This is a genomic window from Psychrobacter sp. CoH-33_TS_01 (genome assembly GCF_058189395.1).
In genome coordinates this window covers 32,270-48,420 of record NZ_JBVGQI010000009.1, presented here as the reverse complement: position 1 = coordinate 48,420, position 16,151 = coordinate 32,270, and the positions used below count along the sequence as shown (strand labels likewise).

Sequence of the window (16,151 nt, the reverse complement as noted above, 5' to 3'; positions counted from 1 at the left end):
CCGGCAATATTCTATAAAGCCATTAGCCTTATTATTTTATAAAACCATCAGCTTTCTTCTATAAATATGAGCCTGTTATTGGCGCAATTGGTCAATAACCCAATAGATAATCTCAGTAATCAGCAGCAACCACCACGGTTGTTGCTCCTGCTCCTCTACAGGATCTGGCAACGCTTCACCGGTCACCTCGCTGGCTCTCAGGGGCAAATCTAGCGCTTCCGACTTAGCAGTAGGATTGATAGCCGGCATCACATCTATACCCGTCCGTAAGGCCAACTCATCAATACTAATAATTTCAATACGCTCTGACTCGTCATTAGGCGCGTAGTACACCCCAGCTTGCCCAATCGCAGGAATATAAACGGCCTTAAAGAAATCGCTTGGCACCAACACCCCTGAGCCAATCTTTTTTAACTTTTTACCCGTAAAAGCAACCCCAGTGACCACATAGACCTCACCGTACTGCTTGGTCAGCGCTTGCGTCGCAGCTTCTGCCATACGCCAGATATAACGGTTATTGCGCGGTGATTGTGGCGCCATATTGGCCAGACTAAAGCTATCATATTGCTGGCTCACCGTCGCCATGTCGGCACTAGGGGCAATATGACCGCGGTCGTAGCCTGAGCCTGAATAGTCTTTTAAGGTCGCGCGCTTAGAGTCAGGTATGCGACTCTCTTCATGAAAGGTATTGTCTCTAGCCACTGTATCGGCTTGTGCCAAGCGCTTGCGTGTTAAATGGGTAGCGGACCACATACCGGTGCGGGTAGCGCCCGAATACATAGTCGCAAAGCCATCAAAACATAAAGGATAGGCATCCTTAGTCAAAGAGGCTTTTAGATAGTCTGGCGGCGTCGCCCCATAAAAGGCATCTTTACAGTCATAAAACTCTACGGCATGGGCCACTGGCATAACCATAAAGGTCATGACTAGGAAGAAACCTCTCATTAACCGGTGCGATGGAATAGCGAACGCAATAAACAACAGGGTAACTAAGGATTGAAAACGGGTAGTGTTAGACAAGCTTGTGATGACGGATAACCTTAAATGGGCGCAATGATAAAATGTCTGCAAGGTACAGCAAACATAGCGAGTAACATAGCGAGTATAGAAAAGCGCTATCGTAGCAAGTTCGTCTGAGTGGTGCAAAGCCTGATTCAACCGCGAGACTTTTTTAGGGATAAATCGGCAGTAAAGTAGGCTTAATAGACACCATCGCTCCTTATAAAGAGGGCTTGATAAAAGGGGCTCGCCTTAGTATGGGGCAGTGATGGGCTATTTTGCGGCGCAGAGGGCAAAGTGGTGACACTCCCTAATATTTCGGGTATACTGTGCGGCTTGAAAGTAAGACGGTGAAGTGGCCGAGTGGCTGAAGGCGCACGCCTGGAAAGTGTGTATACGTTAATAGCGTATCGAGGGTTCGAATCCCTCCTTCACCGCCAATCTTATCAACTCCTAGTTTTCCTATCCTGTTCCAATCTCTCCCAAACGCCTCTGCAAACCTTTATATATAACGCTTCGAGCGTTTTTTTTGTGTCTACTATTTCCCAATCTGTCTAAGCAAATCCTACCTATCCCTTGGCTTGCCCTTAGCTTGTGTTGGTGTATTTGTTGGTCTATTTTTCATAGACGCTCATAAAAACATCAAACAAGACATATAACGGCACTTTATCATTGAGCATCCCGCGCCGCTGACCCTCTGTCAATATAATCACAAAGGCATCAATTAATTCTCAATATCCGTCAGTGTAGCGCTGCACATTGCTGACAACCTAGGTGGATCTGGTCGGGCATTTTTAGGATAGGTGCTATATTATAAAAAATATTAATAAACTATTTAATATGTACTAATAATGAGTAATCATCGTTACTATCGCCATTTATGATATTGATAATCTACTTTTAATTTCCTACTATACAACTTGTTAGGGACATAAAATAATGATTTAAAAAATTTTTGCTTATGACAATACCTATTACTCAGTACAAGGACGTACTCTAATCAGCAACTTAGTTTTAAGTTGATTTCGCAATTCTCTCTATAATTTTCAAGGAAGAAAAATTATGTTAGGCAAAATGATGAACACCCCTCTATTGGTCAGTGATTTGATCAAACACGCCGATCGCTACCATGGCGACACCCTAGTGGTCTCTTGTGAGACCGATGGCTCGACCACTGAAAGCAATTGGTCTGAGATTCATAGTAATTCTAAACGCTTGGCCAATGCTTTAATGGCTTTAGGACTAGAGCAACAAGACCGAGTTGCCACTATTGCTTGGAGCAACCGCCGTCATCTAGAAATCTGGTATGGCGTGTCGGGCAGCGGCTTGGTTTGTCATACTATTAATCCGCGACTATTCCCTGAACAACTTATTTATATTATTAATGATGCCGACGATAAAGTCGTCTTTTTTGAAGATACTTTCTTGCCGCTAATTCAGGCCATTAAACCTGCTCTTCCTAATGTCGAAAAATTTGTCTGTATGACCGCTCCTAACGAGAAGGTGCTGGCAGCTATCCCAGACGTGGTTTTCTATGATGATTTAGTGAATGCACAATCAGATGATTTTGAGTGGCCTATCTTGGACGAAAATCAGGCCAGCTCTTTATGCTATACCTCAGGTACGACCGGTAATCCCAAAGGCGTGCTATACACCCATCGCACCACTATTATCCACACCTATGCTATTAGCCTTCCAGATGCTATAGGCATGTCGGCGCAAGACATCGTAATGCCTGTCGCTCCTATGTTTCATGCCAACTCTTGGGGACTTCCTTATAGTACCGCTTTGGCAGGTGCTGCTTTAATCTTGCCAGGACCAAAGCTAGACGGTGATAGTCTGGTCACTTTGATTGACACTTATCAGGTGACTCTAGCGCTAGGGGTACCTACTATTTGGAAAGGCCTAATTGATGCTGCCAAAGCACGCGGCAGTAAGCTTAGCTCATTGAATCGTACTGGTATTGGTGGTACGCCCTGCCCTGAGTCTATGTTCCGTACCTTAAGAGATGACTTTGATAGTGACACCATTCACGCGTGGGGTATGACTGAGATGAGTCCGCTTGGCGCCATGAATCGGACGGTCAAACTCAAACACAAAGACTTGAATGACGATGAGATGGTAGCGCGGAGAATGATGCAAGGTCGCCCGTCCTTTGGGGTGGAGTTGCGTATTGTCGATGGCGAAGATAACAACCGTTTATTACCCAATGACGGCATCGCTCGAGGCAATATTCAGGCCCGAGGCTACTGGGTCATGGATACCTATTTTGGCTTCGAAGAATCAGCGCTTGAGCCTGATGGTTGGTTTGATACCGGTGACATCGCTAGTATCGATGAGGATGGTTATGTGACCATCCGTGATCGCGCGAAAGATTTGATTAAGTCAGGTGGGGAGTGGATCTCGTCTGTAGAGCTTGAGGCGATCGCCCTAAATCATCCTGCCATAAATCTTGCCGCTGCAGTCGGTGCTTATCACCCTAAATGGGATGAGCGGCCAGTCGTCATTATCTCGGTAAATCCAGGTCACGAAGTGAGTGAAGAGGAATTACTAGACTTGTATAAAGAAAATGTGGCCAGCTGGCAGGTTCCCGACAAAATTATCTTTGTTGATGAGCTCCCTGTGTCAGGCACGGGTAAGATTGATAAGAAAGCGCTCCGCCAGCAATATGACAATATTTTGGCCCAGCGACCAGAACTAGGTTAATAGATCTGAGTTAAAAATAGTCTATACCGCCCTTAATAGTTTAATAAATTATTAAGGGTTTTTTTCCCTAAACCTATTTAAAGCTCTTTAGACTATCAAGATATAAAAGGATTTATATGAATCAGTCAGCCTATATTTATGATTACGTCCGCACCCCACGCGGTAAAGGCAAACCTGGAGGTGGTCTCAATCAAGCCTCACCGGTTTGGATGGCACGTACTGTGCTGCAAGCTTTAGAATCGCGCAATAATTTAGACACCAGCCTAGTCGATGACTTGGTCCTCGGCTGCGTCATTCCTGTAGGCGAGCAAGGCTCAGACATCGCTCGTATGGCGGTCTTGGATGCAGGTTGGGACCGGCGGGTAGCAGGGATTACGCAGTCACGCTTTTGTGCCTCAGGTCTAGAGTCGATCAACTTAGCAGCGGCTAAAGTCATGTCAGGTATGGAGGATATGGTAGTCGCAGGCGGTGTAAAGTCTATGAGCCGCATCCCCCTAGGCGGAGATGGGGGCGCTTGGTACAGCGATCCTCGCATCAACTCGCAAATAGGCTATGTCCCACAAGGGGTGGGCGCCGATGCACTAGCCGGTATTCATGGCTTTACTCGTAGCGACGTCGATGCTTTTGCCACCCAATCTCATCACCGCGCCGCTGCTGCTTGGGAAAAGGGCTATTTTGCTAAGTCGGTAGTGCCGGTCAACGATATCAATGGCATGCTCTTATTAGACACAGATGAGACCATCCGCCCTGATACCAGCGTGGATAAATTGGCAGGACTGAAACCCTCTTTTGCCAAACTCGGAGAGATGGGCTTCAATGCCGTAGTCTTAGATAAATACCCAGAGATTGAAAGCGTTACCCCTATGCATCATGCGGGCAACTCGTCAGGGATCGTCGATGGGGCTGCTGCCTGTATTATTGCTAGCAAAGAAGCCGGGGAAAGAGCAGGGCTGAAACCGCGTGGCAGAATTGTGATGGGTGCTGTTGTGGGCTCGGAGCCGACTATCATGCTAGATGGCACCATTGCCTCTTGTCAAAAAGCTTTGGAAAAAGCCGGTATGAAAGCCTCAGACATTGATCTTTGGGAGATTAACGAAGCCTTTGCCGTAGTGCCTATGGTTACCGCAAAAGAGCTGGGGATCTCTTTGGACATCGTCAACGTGAATGGTGGAGCAATTGCTATGGGGCATCCACTGGGCGCTACCGGTACCATATTGATGGGCACCTTGCTGGATGAGCTTGAACGCCGTGATCTTAAAACCGGCATGATTACCTTGTGCGTGGGTGGTGGTATGGGGATCGCTACGATCATCGAGCGCGTATAAACCCGTACGCTATATCCCTGATAGTGACCATATACATAGCATGAATAAAAGGACCCCTTATGACTACGGATAGCAAAAGCAATATCAATGGCTTGTCAATGTTCAGCGCTGAACTCGATGACAATGGCGTATTGGTCGTCACTATTGACCAAAAAGACCGAAAAATGAACGTCATCGGTGATAAATTCAATGAAGAATTTACCCAAGTAGCACAAAGCTTCGTCAATGGTGACAATGCTAAAGGTATGGTTCTGGCCTCGGGCAAGAGCACCTTTATCGTGGGTGGTGATATCGACCAGCTAGCGACGATATCCACGAGCGAGCAAGCCTTTGAGCTGGTGGAAACCTTAAAGCGCAGTTTACGACAGATTGAAACTTGTGGTAAGCCGGTGGTCGCCGCTATCAATGGTACGGCACTAGGCGGCGGATTAGAGGTCGCGTTGGCTTGTCACCATCGTATCTGTATCGACTCGCCTCGCACTAAGCTGGGTCTGCCAGAGGTCAAGATTGGCCTGCTGCCCGGCGGTGGTGGCACGCAGCGTATGCTGCGCTTGGTAGGGATGCTAAAAGCCATTGAGCTCATCACCCAAGGGAGCGAGCTGAGTCCAGCCAAAGCGCTAGAGTTAGGCATTATCGATGCCTTAGCAACCGATGAAGACGACTTATTGGCTCAAGCGAAGCAGTGGATTCAAGCCAATCCAGAGGCTACGCAGCCTTGGGATAAAAAAGGCTTTAAAGTGCCTGGCGGGGACGGCAAAAGCCATAATATCACTCAATCTATGGCCGTACCTCCTGCTATGGCTTATCAAAAGACCCATGGCAATTATCCGGCAATCACTCATATCTTGTCGGCTATCTTTGAAGGCAGTGTATTAGATATAGATACCGCCCTTGAGCTTGAGTCGCGCTTTTTTACAGCGTGTGTCATGTCGCCAGTGGCCAATAACCTCATTACCTCAATGTGGACTCAGCTCAACCAAATCAAAAAAGGCCAATCTCGTCCCGAAGGTTTTGCTGCGCATAAGATGAGCAAAATTGGGGTATTGGGCGCGGGCATGATGGGCGCAGGTATTGCTTACGTGAGCGCTAAGGCTGGCATGGAGGTGGTACTGCTAGATACCAGCTTGGAGAACGCTGAAAAAGGCAAACAATACTCGCAACAGATTTTAGATAAAGCCATTAGCCGTAAACGCTCTACCGAAGAGAAAAAACAGGCCTTGCTCGATAAAATCAAAACCACGGTCGATTATGCCAATCTACAAGGTTGTGACTTAGTAATAGAAGCGGTCTTTGAAGATCGCGAGATTAAGGCGAAATGTACCCAGCAAGCTGAAGCGGTTATCCCTGAGTCCGCAATTTATGCTTCTAACACCTCTACGCTACCGATCACTGGCTTAGCGGCTAACAGTCAGCGTCCTCAGCAGTTTATCGGTCTGCATTTCTTTTCACCTGTGGATAAGATGCCTTTGGTCGAAATCATCGTAGGCGCAGAGACCGATGATGCGACGCTGGCCAAATCTTTTGATTATGTTCTGCAGATTGGTAAGACGCCTATCGTGGTTAATGATTCGCGCGGCTTCTACACCTCACGCGTCTTTGGAACTTACATCAATGAGGGGCTGGCGATGGTAGGCGAAGGCATCAATCCCCGCAGCATTGAAGTAGCGGGTGTGAAAGCAGGGATGCCAATGCCGCCATTAGCCTTGCAAGATGAGGTGTCTTTAGGCCTAGCCATGCATGTCAAAGAGCAAACTCGCAAAGATTTGCAAGCGGAAGGCAAGCCTCTTGATGAACATCCTGGTGACACGGTCTTATACAAGTTAGGTGGTGATTTGGAGCGCTTGGGCCGCAAAGCCGGTAAAGGTTTTTATGACTATGGCGAGGACAAGAGTAAGAAGCTATGGTCAGGACTCGCAGAACACTTCCCTGTAAAAGCTGAGCAGCCGCCTATGCAGGACATCATTGATCGCTTGCTCTATGTACAAGCCAATGAAGCGGCGAAGTGCTATCAAGAGAAAGTCGTGCGCTCGGTGGCTGATACCAATATAGGCTCGATCTTTGGTTGGGGCTTTGCGCCGCACTTAGGCGGCACGCTGCAATTTATCAACTCAGTAGGGGTCGATAACTTCGTTCAACGTAGCCAGGAGCTGGCTGATAAGTACGGGCAGCGTTATGCACCGGCTGAGATACTGCTCGAAATGGCAGCTGCAGGTACCGAGTTTGGCGATTAAGACAGTTGTCCGCGCAGTTTAATCTCATCAATAACCCCAGTGCTAGCATTGGGGTTATTTATTGACCTCTCATAACTTACTTTTTTTATGTCTGCTGTTTATTAATCTGTCCTAGCAAAGCCTAGCTGTCGTTAACGTACCCTATCTAAATTCTTATCCTTCAAGCTTAAGTTACCGCGCAGCACATCCCCATACATCCGAAAATCACTGGCAAAGCTTTTGAGCGGAGATTTAAAAGAAGCCGGTTTGTTTTTTTCAAAGAAAAAATGGCCTACCCAAGCGCAAGCATAGCCCGCAGCAATGCCTTTCACGAGCGGTGCCGCTGAGCGTTCTTTAACTGCCTTAGTTAAGCCTAATAGACCAAAGCTACTGCCCGCGAAATGCAATCGACGACAAGCCATATTTTGATGCTCATCTAAGTAAAAGTCGTAAAATTTCTGTTTTACGGAAGTTTTTGCCTCGATAAGTTGACCATTAACAGCTTCTTTTATAGGGGTAGTATTATTCGTTGAGGTCTTAGCGATAGGATTATTCATAGTGTTAGCTTCCTTGCTAGCGATATAAGATTATGATTACAAACTAAATTTAGCGATTAGGCGGGATGGCATAGGTGCCCACGACATGCGCTACTAAATCGCAAGAGCCTTCTGAATAGATAGAAACCTCACCTACAATTAACGTGCGCCCTACTTTTATCAGACTGCATTCCGCAATAATACGCGCCTCTGCAGAAGGTTTACGCAAAAAGTTAATGTTTAAACTGGTGGTCACTGTCAACGGTACGATACCAATTTTACCCAATATAGCGACGTATAGGGCCACATCAGCTACGGCCATCAATACCGGGCCTGAGACCGTGCCCCCAGGACGCAGATCGTCTGGGCCAATAGCACGTGATAAGGTCGCTCCGTTTTCCCTAACTGCTTCTACTGTACAGTTGGCAGTGGGAAACTCTACTGCCAAAAAGGCCACTATATCTTCTTTCGTTGCAGACATAAACACTCCTTATTTTTCTGCATAGCTTATGCTAATAATTCCGCTGCTACATTCGCCTATATAAGCTCATAAAAACATTAAAGTAAAAGTATCCGCTTATGTGACTTAGAATGCAAACAACAGGATATTGGCTCCCTCCAACGATTTACTTACACACATACTTAAAGGTTATAGCTTGTTAATTGTTAAATACATAGTCCCTATCTTTAAGCTAAACCCTCATAAATAATATTTTATTAATTACAGTAAAACTTAAAAATAAAAACCACGCATTATGCGCTAACAGCCACCATACTTGCCCTCCATATTCTAAAAATCCAATAAAAACACGACTTCTCTAAACATGTTATAGTAATAACTCATTACTTTTAAAGGAGTTAGTCTTGATTAGGAAAAAAATTGCTATTTTAGGAGCGGGTCCAAGCGGTTTGGCGCAGTTGCGTGCTTTCGAAGCAGCACGTTTAGCCGGAGTTAAGAATCTGCCTGAGATAGTATGTTATGAAAAACAAAATGATATTGGCGGTATGTGGAACTACACTTGGCGTACCGGTCTAGATAAAAATGGTGAGCCTGTCCATGGCAGCATGTATCGCTACCTATGGTCGAATGGCCCTAAAGAATGTTTAGAGTTTGCAGATTACTCTTTTGAAGAGCATTTCGGTGAGCCTATCCCGTCGTACCCGCCGCGTGAAATCCTTAAAGACTACATTATGGGCCGTATCGATCAGCAGGATATTCGCAAATATATCCGTTTTGAGTGCCCCGTCCGTTGGGTGACCTTTGATGACGAGACGCAGAAATTCACTGTAACCGTCATGAACCATAAGACAGGTGAGCAAGAGACGGATGAATTTGATTTCGTCGTCGTGGCAACCGGTCATTTCTCAACACCAAATATGCCTTATTTCGAAGGGTTTGAAGAGTACCCAGGCCGCGTATTGCACGCGCATGATTTCCGCGATGCCTTAGAGTTTAAAGACCAAGATATCTTACTCGTGGGTAGCAGCTACTCTGCCGAAGATATTGGTACGCAATGTTATAAATACGGCACCAAGTCGGTTACCATCAGCTATCGCACTAAAGCCCTCGGTTATGATTGGCCTGATGGCATTAAAGAAGTGCCACTACTCACTCATTTTGAAGGCGATGTCGCCCACTTTGCCGACGGGACTAGCCAGCGTTTTGACGCCGTGATTATGTGTACCGGCTACTTGTTCCATTTCCGCTTTTTGCCGGACGAGTTGCGTTTGCAAACGCACAACTGCTTGTACCCTGCCAACCTTTATAAAGGTATCTTTTGGCAGTCGAATCCCAAGTTGATTTATCTTGGTATGCAAGATCAGTACTTCACCTTTAATATGTTTGATGCGCAAGCTTGGTATGCCCGTGATGTAATGATGGATCAAATCCAATTGCCTGAGCTGGCAGAGCGTGAAGCTGATGAGCAACGCTGGTTGGCAGACTATGCCGCCGTAGAGAATACGGATGAAGAAATTGACTTCCAAGCGAAGTATATCCGTGATTTGAATAACGCTACGGACTATCCAGAATTTGCTGTAGAAAAACAAGGCGAAATCTTTAAGCAGTGGAAAAAAGACAAAGCTAAGAACATCATGGGCTTTAGAGAAAAAGCCTATCGCTCGACGTTGACAGGTACTTTAGCTCCAGAGTTACCAGAGCCGTGGTTAGATATTACCGATGATTCGCTTGAGCACTTTTTGAATTTATCCTTTGTGCAGCGTAAAAAGAAGGCCAGCTAAGGGTAATTGCTCTGCTATTAACAATAAGCCACTCGTTTGAGTGGCTTATTTTTTGCAAAAAATCAGGGCGAACAATGTCATAAATCGTTACGTTTATTTGTAAGCAGCCTTAGTAGACCGCTAAAAAAAGGAGTATAAGTATTCTGGTTATTCCTATCCTGGATTTAGGCTATGCACGCAGCCCTACCGTATCGGCTATTGAATAAGTTTACTATTGTTATCAGCCTTATTGGCATCGGAGTAGCGCTCGTCGATAGCGGGTTTAACCTATCTAATTGGCTGCAGCAAATTTTTCATCTGTTTTATTTAGTCATTATTTTTTTGGGCTTTGTCACCACTCTAGGCCGCTATCTGCGCCCAAAAACCCCGCTGACCGTGAATAAAGTCGCTGTTTTTGACTTGCTGACCAGCATCGCTATTTTGATTTTATTAGTGCTGCATTTTACAGACTTATTCCGCTCGGGCCTTGCCGGTGCAGTAGATGGCTTTGTCGCTATTAAAGTCGCCGTATTGGTCACTTTTATCCGTGAGATTTCCGACAATAATTTCACGCTAAATCGCGCCTTTCTCAACCCTCCACAGTTTTTTATTCTAAGTTTTCTTTTCGTGGTCTTGATCGGCGCTTTATTACTGATGATGCCCAATGCCACTACTGAGCCTTTAACCTTCGTTGATGCGCTCTTTACCGCCACCAGTGCCGTCTGCGTTACTGGACTCATTGTAGTCGACACAGCGACGCGGTTTACCCCGTTAGGTCAAGTCATCATCATGGGGCTCATCCAGATTGGGGGCTTAGGCATCTTAACTTTCGTGACTTATTTCAGTTACTTCTTTAAGGGGGGCGTCAGTTACGAGACCCAACTGAGCATCAGTGAGATGAACTACTCCCAACGGATGGGAGATATGGTCACCACGCTAAAATCTATCCTTTATGTTACCTTTGGGGTAGAGGCGCTGGCCGCACTACTCATTTACCTAAGCATCTATAATTTAGCGGGTATGGACCCATCCGAGCGCTTATTCTTTGCCGTGTTCCATGCGGTATCGGCGTTCTGTAATGCCGGGTTTTCCACTTTTAGTGCCGGGTTATATGACGAAGCGCTGCGCTTTAACTACCCGCTACAGCTGATTATCAGTACGACCTTTTTATTTGGCGGTATGGGCTTTGTCATTGTCGTGAATCTGCTGCGCTATTTGCGCCATCGTGCCCAAAGGGTGCTGTACCGTCACGATGCTCGCTATACTTATCAGCCGTGGCTACTCAATATCAATAGCCGCATTACCTTGATTACTTCGGGCGCCCTCTTACTCATTGGTCTAGTTGGGGTCATGATGTTTGAATATAACGGGGTGCTGGCCGAACATGCTAGTTTTATGGGCAAGCTCATCACCGGTCTATTCACCGCAGCCACTCCGCGTACGGCGGGCTTTAATATTGCCGATATGGACGCCCTCGCCTTCCCGACTATTATGCTGACCATCTTTTTGATGTGGATTGGTGCCTCCCCTAACTCTACCGGTGGGGGTATCAAGACCAGTACTTTTGCCATCGCGCTATTAAATACCTTGAGCCTAGCGCGCGGGCAGAGCAAAGTCGAAGTGTTTAAACGGGAAATTGCCGAGATTTCTATCCGCCGTGCGTTTTCTATCATGTGGTTGTCGCTATTGGTGATCGGCACTGGGGTCACACTGATTAGTTACGACCAACCGGAGCTGGACCTTATCAAGGTGGTGTTTGAGTGCTTCTCTGCGTACAGTACCGTAGGGCTTAGCTTAAACCTAACCGCTGATTTATCGACCTTTAGCAAGCTGGTAGTTGCCGCCATTATGTTTGTCGGGCGCGTGGGCATGTTGACGCTATTTATTGCTTTGCTCAAAAATAGACACGAACGTAACTATCGTTATCCTACTGAAGAGATTACTATTAACTAACGGCTTATCGCTATATTAGGCAGCATAGCCTGTGACATAAGCCCCAAGGAATACTATGAGATATATCATCGCAGGGTTAGGCAGTTTTGGCTCATCACTAGGCATCGCGCTGACCAGCCAAGGCCATGAAGTGATTGCTATTGATAGTAATATGCAAAAAGTAGAGACTTATAAAGAAGTCATCACCCATACTATTTGCATGGACGCCACCGATGAGTTTACCGTGAATGGGCTGCCCATTAATGACACCGATATTGTGGTCGTAGCCATTGGCGAAAATCAAGGCGCCAATGTCATGGCGACCGCGCTATTTAAGACCTTGAAAGCACGCCGTTTAATCAGCCGCAGTATCAACCCGCTCCACGAAAAAGTACTGCAGGCGATTGGGGTCGACGATATTTTTCACCCCGAAAAGGAATCGGCGATGCGCTGGGCAAAACGTTTGTCTTTGCGCTATTTTGTAGACTCCTTTGAGCTGAGTGAGCACTTTAGTATCGTCGAAATCAGCATTCCCATGCCGCTAATTGGTAAGGATGTGGCTGAGCTACAGCTCGAGCATAAATTCGATATCAAATTGCTCAGTACAATGCGCTATGAGCAATATGAAGACAGTTTTGGCCGCACCCAGTGCAAGCCCAGTATCCAAGGGTTGGCGCAACCTGACCAAGTCTTGCAGGCGGATGACATCTTAGTCGTATATGGGGCGAATAAGCATATCAACCAGTTTTTGCGCAGTGTTGGGGTCAAAGTCCACTAGTCTAAGCAGGGAAAAGCTATGAATAAATATCGTATTTCTGCCCTATCTATTGCCGCCCTGTTGTTATGTGCTGGCTGTAATGAGTCCTTGCAAGACCCCAATGTCATGCTCTCCGAGGAGCAAAAAGACCCCATTGAAGCGTTAGCCATCAAATCAGAGGTGGATCGCAGTCACTTTAAATATCAGCAGACCTTTTACGTGCCGATTTACTCTGATATCTATACCGATAGTAATAACGGCAAAGTGCTGTTGTCCGCGACGTTAAGTGTGCGCAATACCACACTAAAAAAATCTTTATATATCAATAAAATCGATTACTACGATACCGATGGCGCTTTAGTCAAAGCTTATATTAAGGGCCCTATCGAACTGCCCCCGATGGCGACCCTCAACTATATCGTCGAAAAAGAGGAAAATAAGGGCGGCTCTGGAGCCAATTTTATTATTGAGGTTGAAGGCGCTGATAAGGCGGTTACCCCCGTGATTGAGGCGGTAATGATTGGCAATTTTAATAATAAAAGCTTTGCCTTTACCACCGAAGGCACCCCGGTCATTCAGTAATAGCCCCCTACTATAAAACTGTTATCGATGGGTGTGCTAACCCTGTTATCGGGCATGTTGATTTGATAACCATTTGATTGTAAGCGATAATATCTCGTTGCACTTTATAAGCGCAGACGGAAACCGTGGTCTCGCTTTATAACGACTCATCTTTACTTGTATCTTTTACCGGGACGGACCGGCTCATATTTCAAATAACAGCCAACAAGGCTCGTTGGAGTGTCGGTTGATTACCTTAAGCCCTATTAAACGTCGTTTACTCTACGTAACTGTCTTTGAAATTATCGCCATCTTAGCCTCCACCTTTATCCTCATGCTGTTAAGCGGTGGTGAGGCCGCGCAATCTTTGCCAGTAGCCATTATGGTTTCAGCGGTAGCGGTGATCTGGAATTTTACCTTTAATACCGTGTTTGAGCGGTTAGAGCGCCGTTGGCAGATCACCGAGCGTACTTTTATCGTGCGTAGTATTCACGCGTTAGCTTTTGAAGGTGGGCTGGTGTTAATCTGCTTGCCGCTGTATATGCTTTGGTATGGGGTAGGCCTCTGGGAGGCGTTTGTCATGGAAGCCGCGCTACTCCTTTTCTTCTTGGTCTATACTTTTGTGTTTACCTTGGTCTTTGATAAGATTTTTACTTTGTCTTATCCCAATGAGGTCAATGCTTGAGCTGTGTTCTTGCTGATGCTTGAAGAGACCAACCCCTAAAACCCTCGCTTAGTCTATCTATGAGCCGCTTATATTAGCGTCGCCTCATTCCCTCTAATGGCTCGGTTGTCACCAAGCTTTATAAGCCACCATCATTCTAAAAAACCAAACTATTTCATATGATTAATTTGTTTTACAAATATTCATAAATGGGGTGTAATGGGGCTATTAAACCGGCATACGCAAATGGACGTTTGCCTTTATTAGAGTCGAGAGGTTGCCTTTCAGACTCATTGCTAAGTGAGGATCACTATGACCGATAAAAAATGCCCTTATGCGCCAACCAATCTGACCATGAGCAACGGAGCTCCGGTCGCTGATAACCAAGACAGCCTGACTGCAGGACCGCGCGGACCCTTGCTCGCACAAGACCTCTGGCTGAATGAAAAGCTCGCTGACTTTAACCGCGAGGTCATCCCTGAGCGCCGTATGCACGCCAAGGGTTCGGGTGCTTTCGGTACCTTCACTGTCACCAATGACATCATCCGCTACACCCGGGCCAAAATTTTTGACACTGTGGGCAAACAAACCGAAATGTTCGCGCGCTTCAGTACCGTCGCAGGTGAGCGCGGTGCCGCTGACGCTGAACGAGACATCCGCGGCTTCGCTTTGAAGTTTTATACCGAAGAGGGCAACTGGGACATGGTGGGCAATAACACCCCTGTATTCTTCTTGCGTGACCCCCGAAAATTCCCAGATTTGAATAAAGCGGTCAAACGTGACCCACGTACCAATATGCGCTCAGCGACGAATAACTGGGACTTTTGGACACTATTGCCTGAGGCTTTTCATCAAGTCACTATCGTCATGAGTGACCGCGGTATCCCAGCTTCTTACCGCCACATGCACGGCTTTGGTTCGCACACTTATAGCTTTATCAATGCGGCTAACGAGCGCTTTTGGGTGAAGTTCCATTTCCGCACGCAGCAAGGCATCAAAAACCTAACGGACGCCGAGGCCGAAGCCATCATCGGTGGCGATCGTGAAAGCCATCAAAACGACTTGTTTGGGGCTATCGAACAAGGGGATTATCCCAAGTGGACCATGTATGTGCAGGTCATGCCAGAGACCGATGCAGACAAAGTCCCCTATCACCCGTTTGATCTAACCAAAGTCTGGCCAAAAGGTGACTATCCGCTCATCGAAGTGGGCGAGTTTGAGCTCAATCGTAACTCAGACAACTATTTTTTAGATGTCGAGCAAGCCGCGTTTGCGCCGAGCAATTTAGTGCCGGGTATCAGTGCCTCGCCAGACCGTATGCTACAAGCTCGTCTATTCAGTTACGCCGATGCTGAGCGCTACCGTTTGGGGGTGAACCGCAATCAAATTCCGGTAAATCAGCCCCGCTGCCCGGTCATGAGCAACCAGCGTGATGGCTTGGGCCGTGCGGATAATAACTACGGCGGCCGTCCACATTATGAGCCCAACAGCTTTAGCCAGTGGCAAGAGCAGCCGCAGTATGCCGAGCCGCCTATGAAGATTAATGGCTCAGCGCAGCACTACAGCTTCCGTGAGGACGATAGTGACTATTTTAGCCAGCCACGGGCTTTGTTTCAGCTGATGAGTGCCGAGCAGCAACAAGTATTGTTTGCTAACACCGCTCGCGCCATGGGCGATGCTTTAGATTTTATTAAGTACCGCCACATTCGTCATTGCCACCAGTGTGATCCGGCGTATGGTGAGGGCGTGGCTAAAGCTTTGGGTATGACGGTAGCCGATGCGCTCGCCGCTCGCGAGACCGACCCTGCACGCCATTTACCTAGTTTTCTATAAGGCTATTTAGGAGACAGTCCTCTCTTGAATACCGGTAAGTACACTGCACAGTAAGAAAACCACAGACACCGCTTTGGTCACGCCAAAGCGGTGTTTTTGATGGGCATTGTTATAGAAGATGGTTGGGATGGCGGGGGTATTTGCTAGGCCTTTATTATGGCAGCCGCCTTATTACTATTTTTTTTGGTTTATGCCTTTGTATTTACTCTAATCTTTGACAAAATAGTACCCTTTTCTCAGCACAGTCAGACGCAACCCTAACTACCATATAACATCAATATCAATATCAATATCAATATCAACATCACCTAGCAAGCACAGTAGCTGCTCGTGCGAGGTATCATTCCCTAATGTCCTGGGGTCTATTATGATTTTAATAGCCCACCCCTCCATGCTACGTTTATAAAT

Annotated in this window: 13 protein-coding genes and 1 tRNA gene; 11 read left to right on the top strand and 3 right to left on the bottom strand. The window is 46.6% G+C overall.

The features are described 5' to 3' along the window. Positions 1 to 75 precede the first annotated feature (75 nt). Positions 76 to 924: a DNA/RNA non-specific endonuclease gene (locus tag ACZ2XM_RS12745; protein WP_490589172.1), complete on the bottom strand. Its 849-nt coding sequence runs from the start codon at positions 922 to 924 to the stop codon at positions 76 to 78. Positions 925 to 1,348: 424 nt separating this feature from the next. Here ACZ2XM_RS12745 and ACZ2XM_RS12740 point away from each other — a divergent pair. From ACZ2XM_RS12740 to ACZ2XM_RS12725, 4 genes are all read left to right on the top strand, one after another. Continuing rightward, positions 1,349 to 1,439 (top strand) — tRNA-Ser (locus tag ACZ2XM_RS12740). 622 nt (positions 1,440 to 2,061) lie between these two features. Continuing rightward, positions 2,062 to 3,705: a long-chain-fatty-acid--CoA ligase gene (locus ACZ2XM_RS12735; protein WP_490589173.1), complete on the top strand. Its 1,644-nt coding sequence runs from the start codon at positions 2,062 to 2,064 to the stop codon at positions 3,703 to 3,705. Between the two features lie 116 nt (positions 3,706 to 3,821). Continuing rightward, a complete protein-coding gene (locus ACZ2XM_RS12730) occupies positions 3,822 to 5,030 on the top strand; it encodes an acetyl-CoA C-acetyltransferase (protein WP_490589174.1) in 1,209 nt (402 codons plus the stop codon). A 59-nt stretch (positions 5,031 to 5,089) separates the two neighbouring features. Then, a complete protein-coding gene (locus ACZ2XM_RS12725; RefSeq protein ID WP_490589175.1) occupies positions 5,090 to 7,261 on the top strand; it encodes a 3-hydroxyacyl-CoA dehydrogenase NAD-binding domain-containing protein in 2,172 nt (723 codons plus the stop codon). Positions 7,262 to 7,392: 131 nt separating this feature from the next. On the opposite strand, the gene ACZ2XM_RS12720 is transcribed toward ACZ2XM_RS12725, so the two are convergent. Together ACZ2XM_RS12720 and ACZ2XM_RS12715 are read right to left on the bottom strand one after the other, a co-directional pair. Then, positions 7,393 to 7,797, bottom strand: coding sequence for an Mpo1-like protein (locus ACZ2XM_RS12720; RefSeq protein WP_490589176.1), 405 nt, complete (start codon positions 7,795 to 7,797; stop codon positions 7,393 to 7,395). A gap of 49 nt (positions 7,798 to 7,846) precedes the next feature. Next, complete coding sequence (locus ACZ2XM_RS12715) at positions 7,847 to 8,257, bottom strand: PaaI family thioesterase (RefSeq protein WP_490589177.1); 411 nt, start codon at positions 8,255 to 8,257, stop codon at positions 7,847 to 7,849. A gap of 383 nt (positions 8,258 to 8,640) precedes the next feature. Between ACZ2XM_RS12715 and ACZ2XM_RS12710 the strand changes: the two genes are divergently transcribed. From ACZ2XM_RS12710 to ACZ2XM_RS12680, 7 genes are all read left to right on the top strand, one after another. After that, the gene (locus tag ACZ2XM_RS12710; RefSeq protein ID WP_490589178.1) at positions 8,641 to 10,017 is read left to right on the top strand and encodes a trimethylamine monooxygenase; all 1,377 of its coding nucleotides are present in this window, start codon (positions 8,641 to 8,643) and stop codon (positions 10,015 to 10,017) included. A gap of 171 nt (positions 10,018 to 10,188) precedes the next feature. After that, positions 10,189 to 11,949: a TrkH family potassium uptake protein gene (locus tag ACZ2XM_RS12705; protein ID WP_490589179.1), complete on the top strand. Its 1,761-nt coding sequence runs from the start codon at positions 10,189 to 10,191 to the stop codon at positions 11,947 to 11,949. Positions 11,950 to 12,004: 55 nt separating this feature from the next. Next, on the top strand, positions 12,005 to 12,706 hold the full coding sequence (locus tag ACZ2XM_RS12700) for a potassium channel family protein (RefSeq protein ID WP_490589180.1): 702 nt from the start codon (positions 12,005 to 12,007) through the stop codon (positions 12,704 to 12,706). Between the two features lie 18 nt (positions 12,707 to 12,724). Then, complete coding sequence (locus tag ACZ2XM_RS12695) at positions 12,725 to 13,267, top strand: DUF3124 domain-containing protein (RefSeq protein WP_490589181.1); 543 nt, start codon at positions 12,725 to 12,727, stop codon at positions 13,265 to 13,267. 226 nt (positions 13,268 to 13,493) lie between these two features. Continuing rightward, positions 13,494 to 13,931, top strand: coding sequence for a PACE efflux transporter (locus ACZ2XM_RS12690; protein WP_490589182.1), 438 nt, complete (start codon positions 13,494 to 13,496; stop codon positions 13,929 to 13,931). Between the two features lie 291 nt (positions 13,932 to 14,222). Next, on the top strand, positions 14,223 to 15,743 hold the full coding sequence (locus ACZ2XM_RS12685; RefSeq protein ID WP_490589183.1) for a catalase: 1,521 nt from the start codon (positions 14,223 to 14,225) through the stop codon (positions 15,741 to 15,743). A 156-nt stretch (positions 15,744 to 15,899) separates the two neighbouring features. Beyond that, the gene (locus ACZ2XM_RS12680) at positions 15,900 to 16,004 is read left to right on the top strand and encodes a hypothetical protein (RefSeq protein ID WP_490589184.1); all 105 of its coding nucleotides are present in this window, start codon (positions 15,900 to 15,902) and stop codon (positions 16,002 to 16,004) included. The last annotated feature ends 147 nt before the right edge of the window (positions 16,005 to 16,151 follow it).

What these genes read in the sequence shown, in the direction of transcription:
- ACZ2XM_RS12745 (WP_490589172.1), bottom strand. Translation starts at nt 924, where the DNA reads ATGACCTTTATGGTTATGCCAGTGGCCCATGCCGTAGAGTTTTATGAC.
- ACZ2XM_RS12735 (WP_490589173.1), top strand. Translation starts at nt 2,062, where the DNA reads ATGTTAGGCAAAATGATGAACACCCCTCTATTGGTCAGTGATTTGATC.
- ACZ2XM_RS12730 (WP_490589174.1), top strand. Translation starts at nt 3,822, where the DNA reads ATGAATCAGTCAGCCTATATTTATGATTACGTCCGCACCCCACGCGGT.
- ACZ2XM_RS12725 (WP_490589175.1), top strand. Translation starts at nt 5,090, where the DNA reads ATGACTACGGATAGCAAAAGCAATATCAATGGCTTGTCAATGTTCAGC.
- ACZ2XM_RS12720 (WP_490589176.1), bottom strand. Translation starts at nt 7,797, where the DNA reads ATGAATAATCCTATCGCTAAGACCTCAACGAATAATACTACCCCTATA.
- ACZ2XM_RS12715 (WP_490589177.1), bottom strand. Translation starts at nt 8,257, where the DNA reads ATGTCTGCAACGAAAGAAGATATAGTGGCCTTTTTGGCAGTAGAGTTT.
- ACZ2XM_RS12705 (WP_490589179.1), top strand. Translation starts at nt 10,189, where the DNA reads ATGCACGCAGCCCTACCGTATCGGCTATTGAATAAGTTTACTATTGTT.
- ACZ2XM_RS12700 (WP_490589180.1), top strand. Translation starts at nt 12,005, where the DNA reads ATGAGATATATCATCGCAGGGTTAGGCAGTTTTGGCTCATCACTAGGC.
- ACZ2XM_RS12695 (WP_490589181.1), top strand. Translation starts at nt 12,725, where the DNA reads ATGAATAAATATCGTATTTCTGCCCTATCTATTGCCGCCCTGTTGTTA.
- ACZ2XM_RS12685 (WP_490589183.1), top strand. Translation starts at nt 14,223, where the DNA reads ATGACCGATAAAAAATGCCCTTATGCGCCAACCAATCTGACCATGAGC.
- ACZ2XM_RS12680 (WP_490589184.1), top strand. Translation starts at nt 15,900, where the DNA reads ATGGCAGCCGCCTTATTACTATTTTTTTTGGTTTATGCCTTTGTATTT.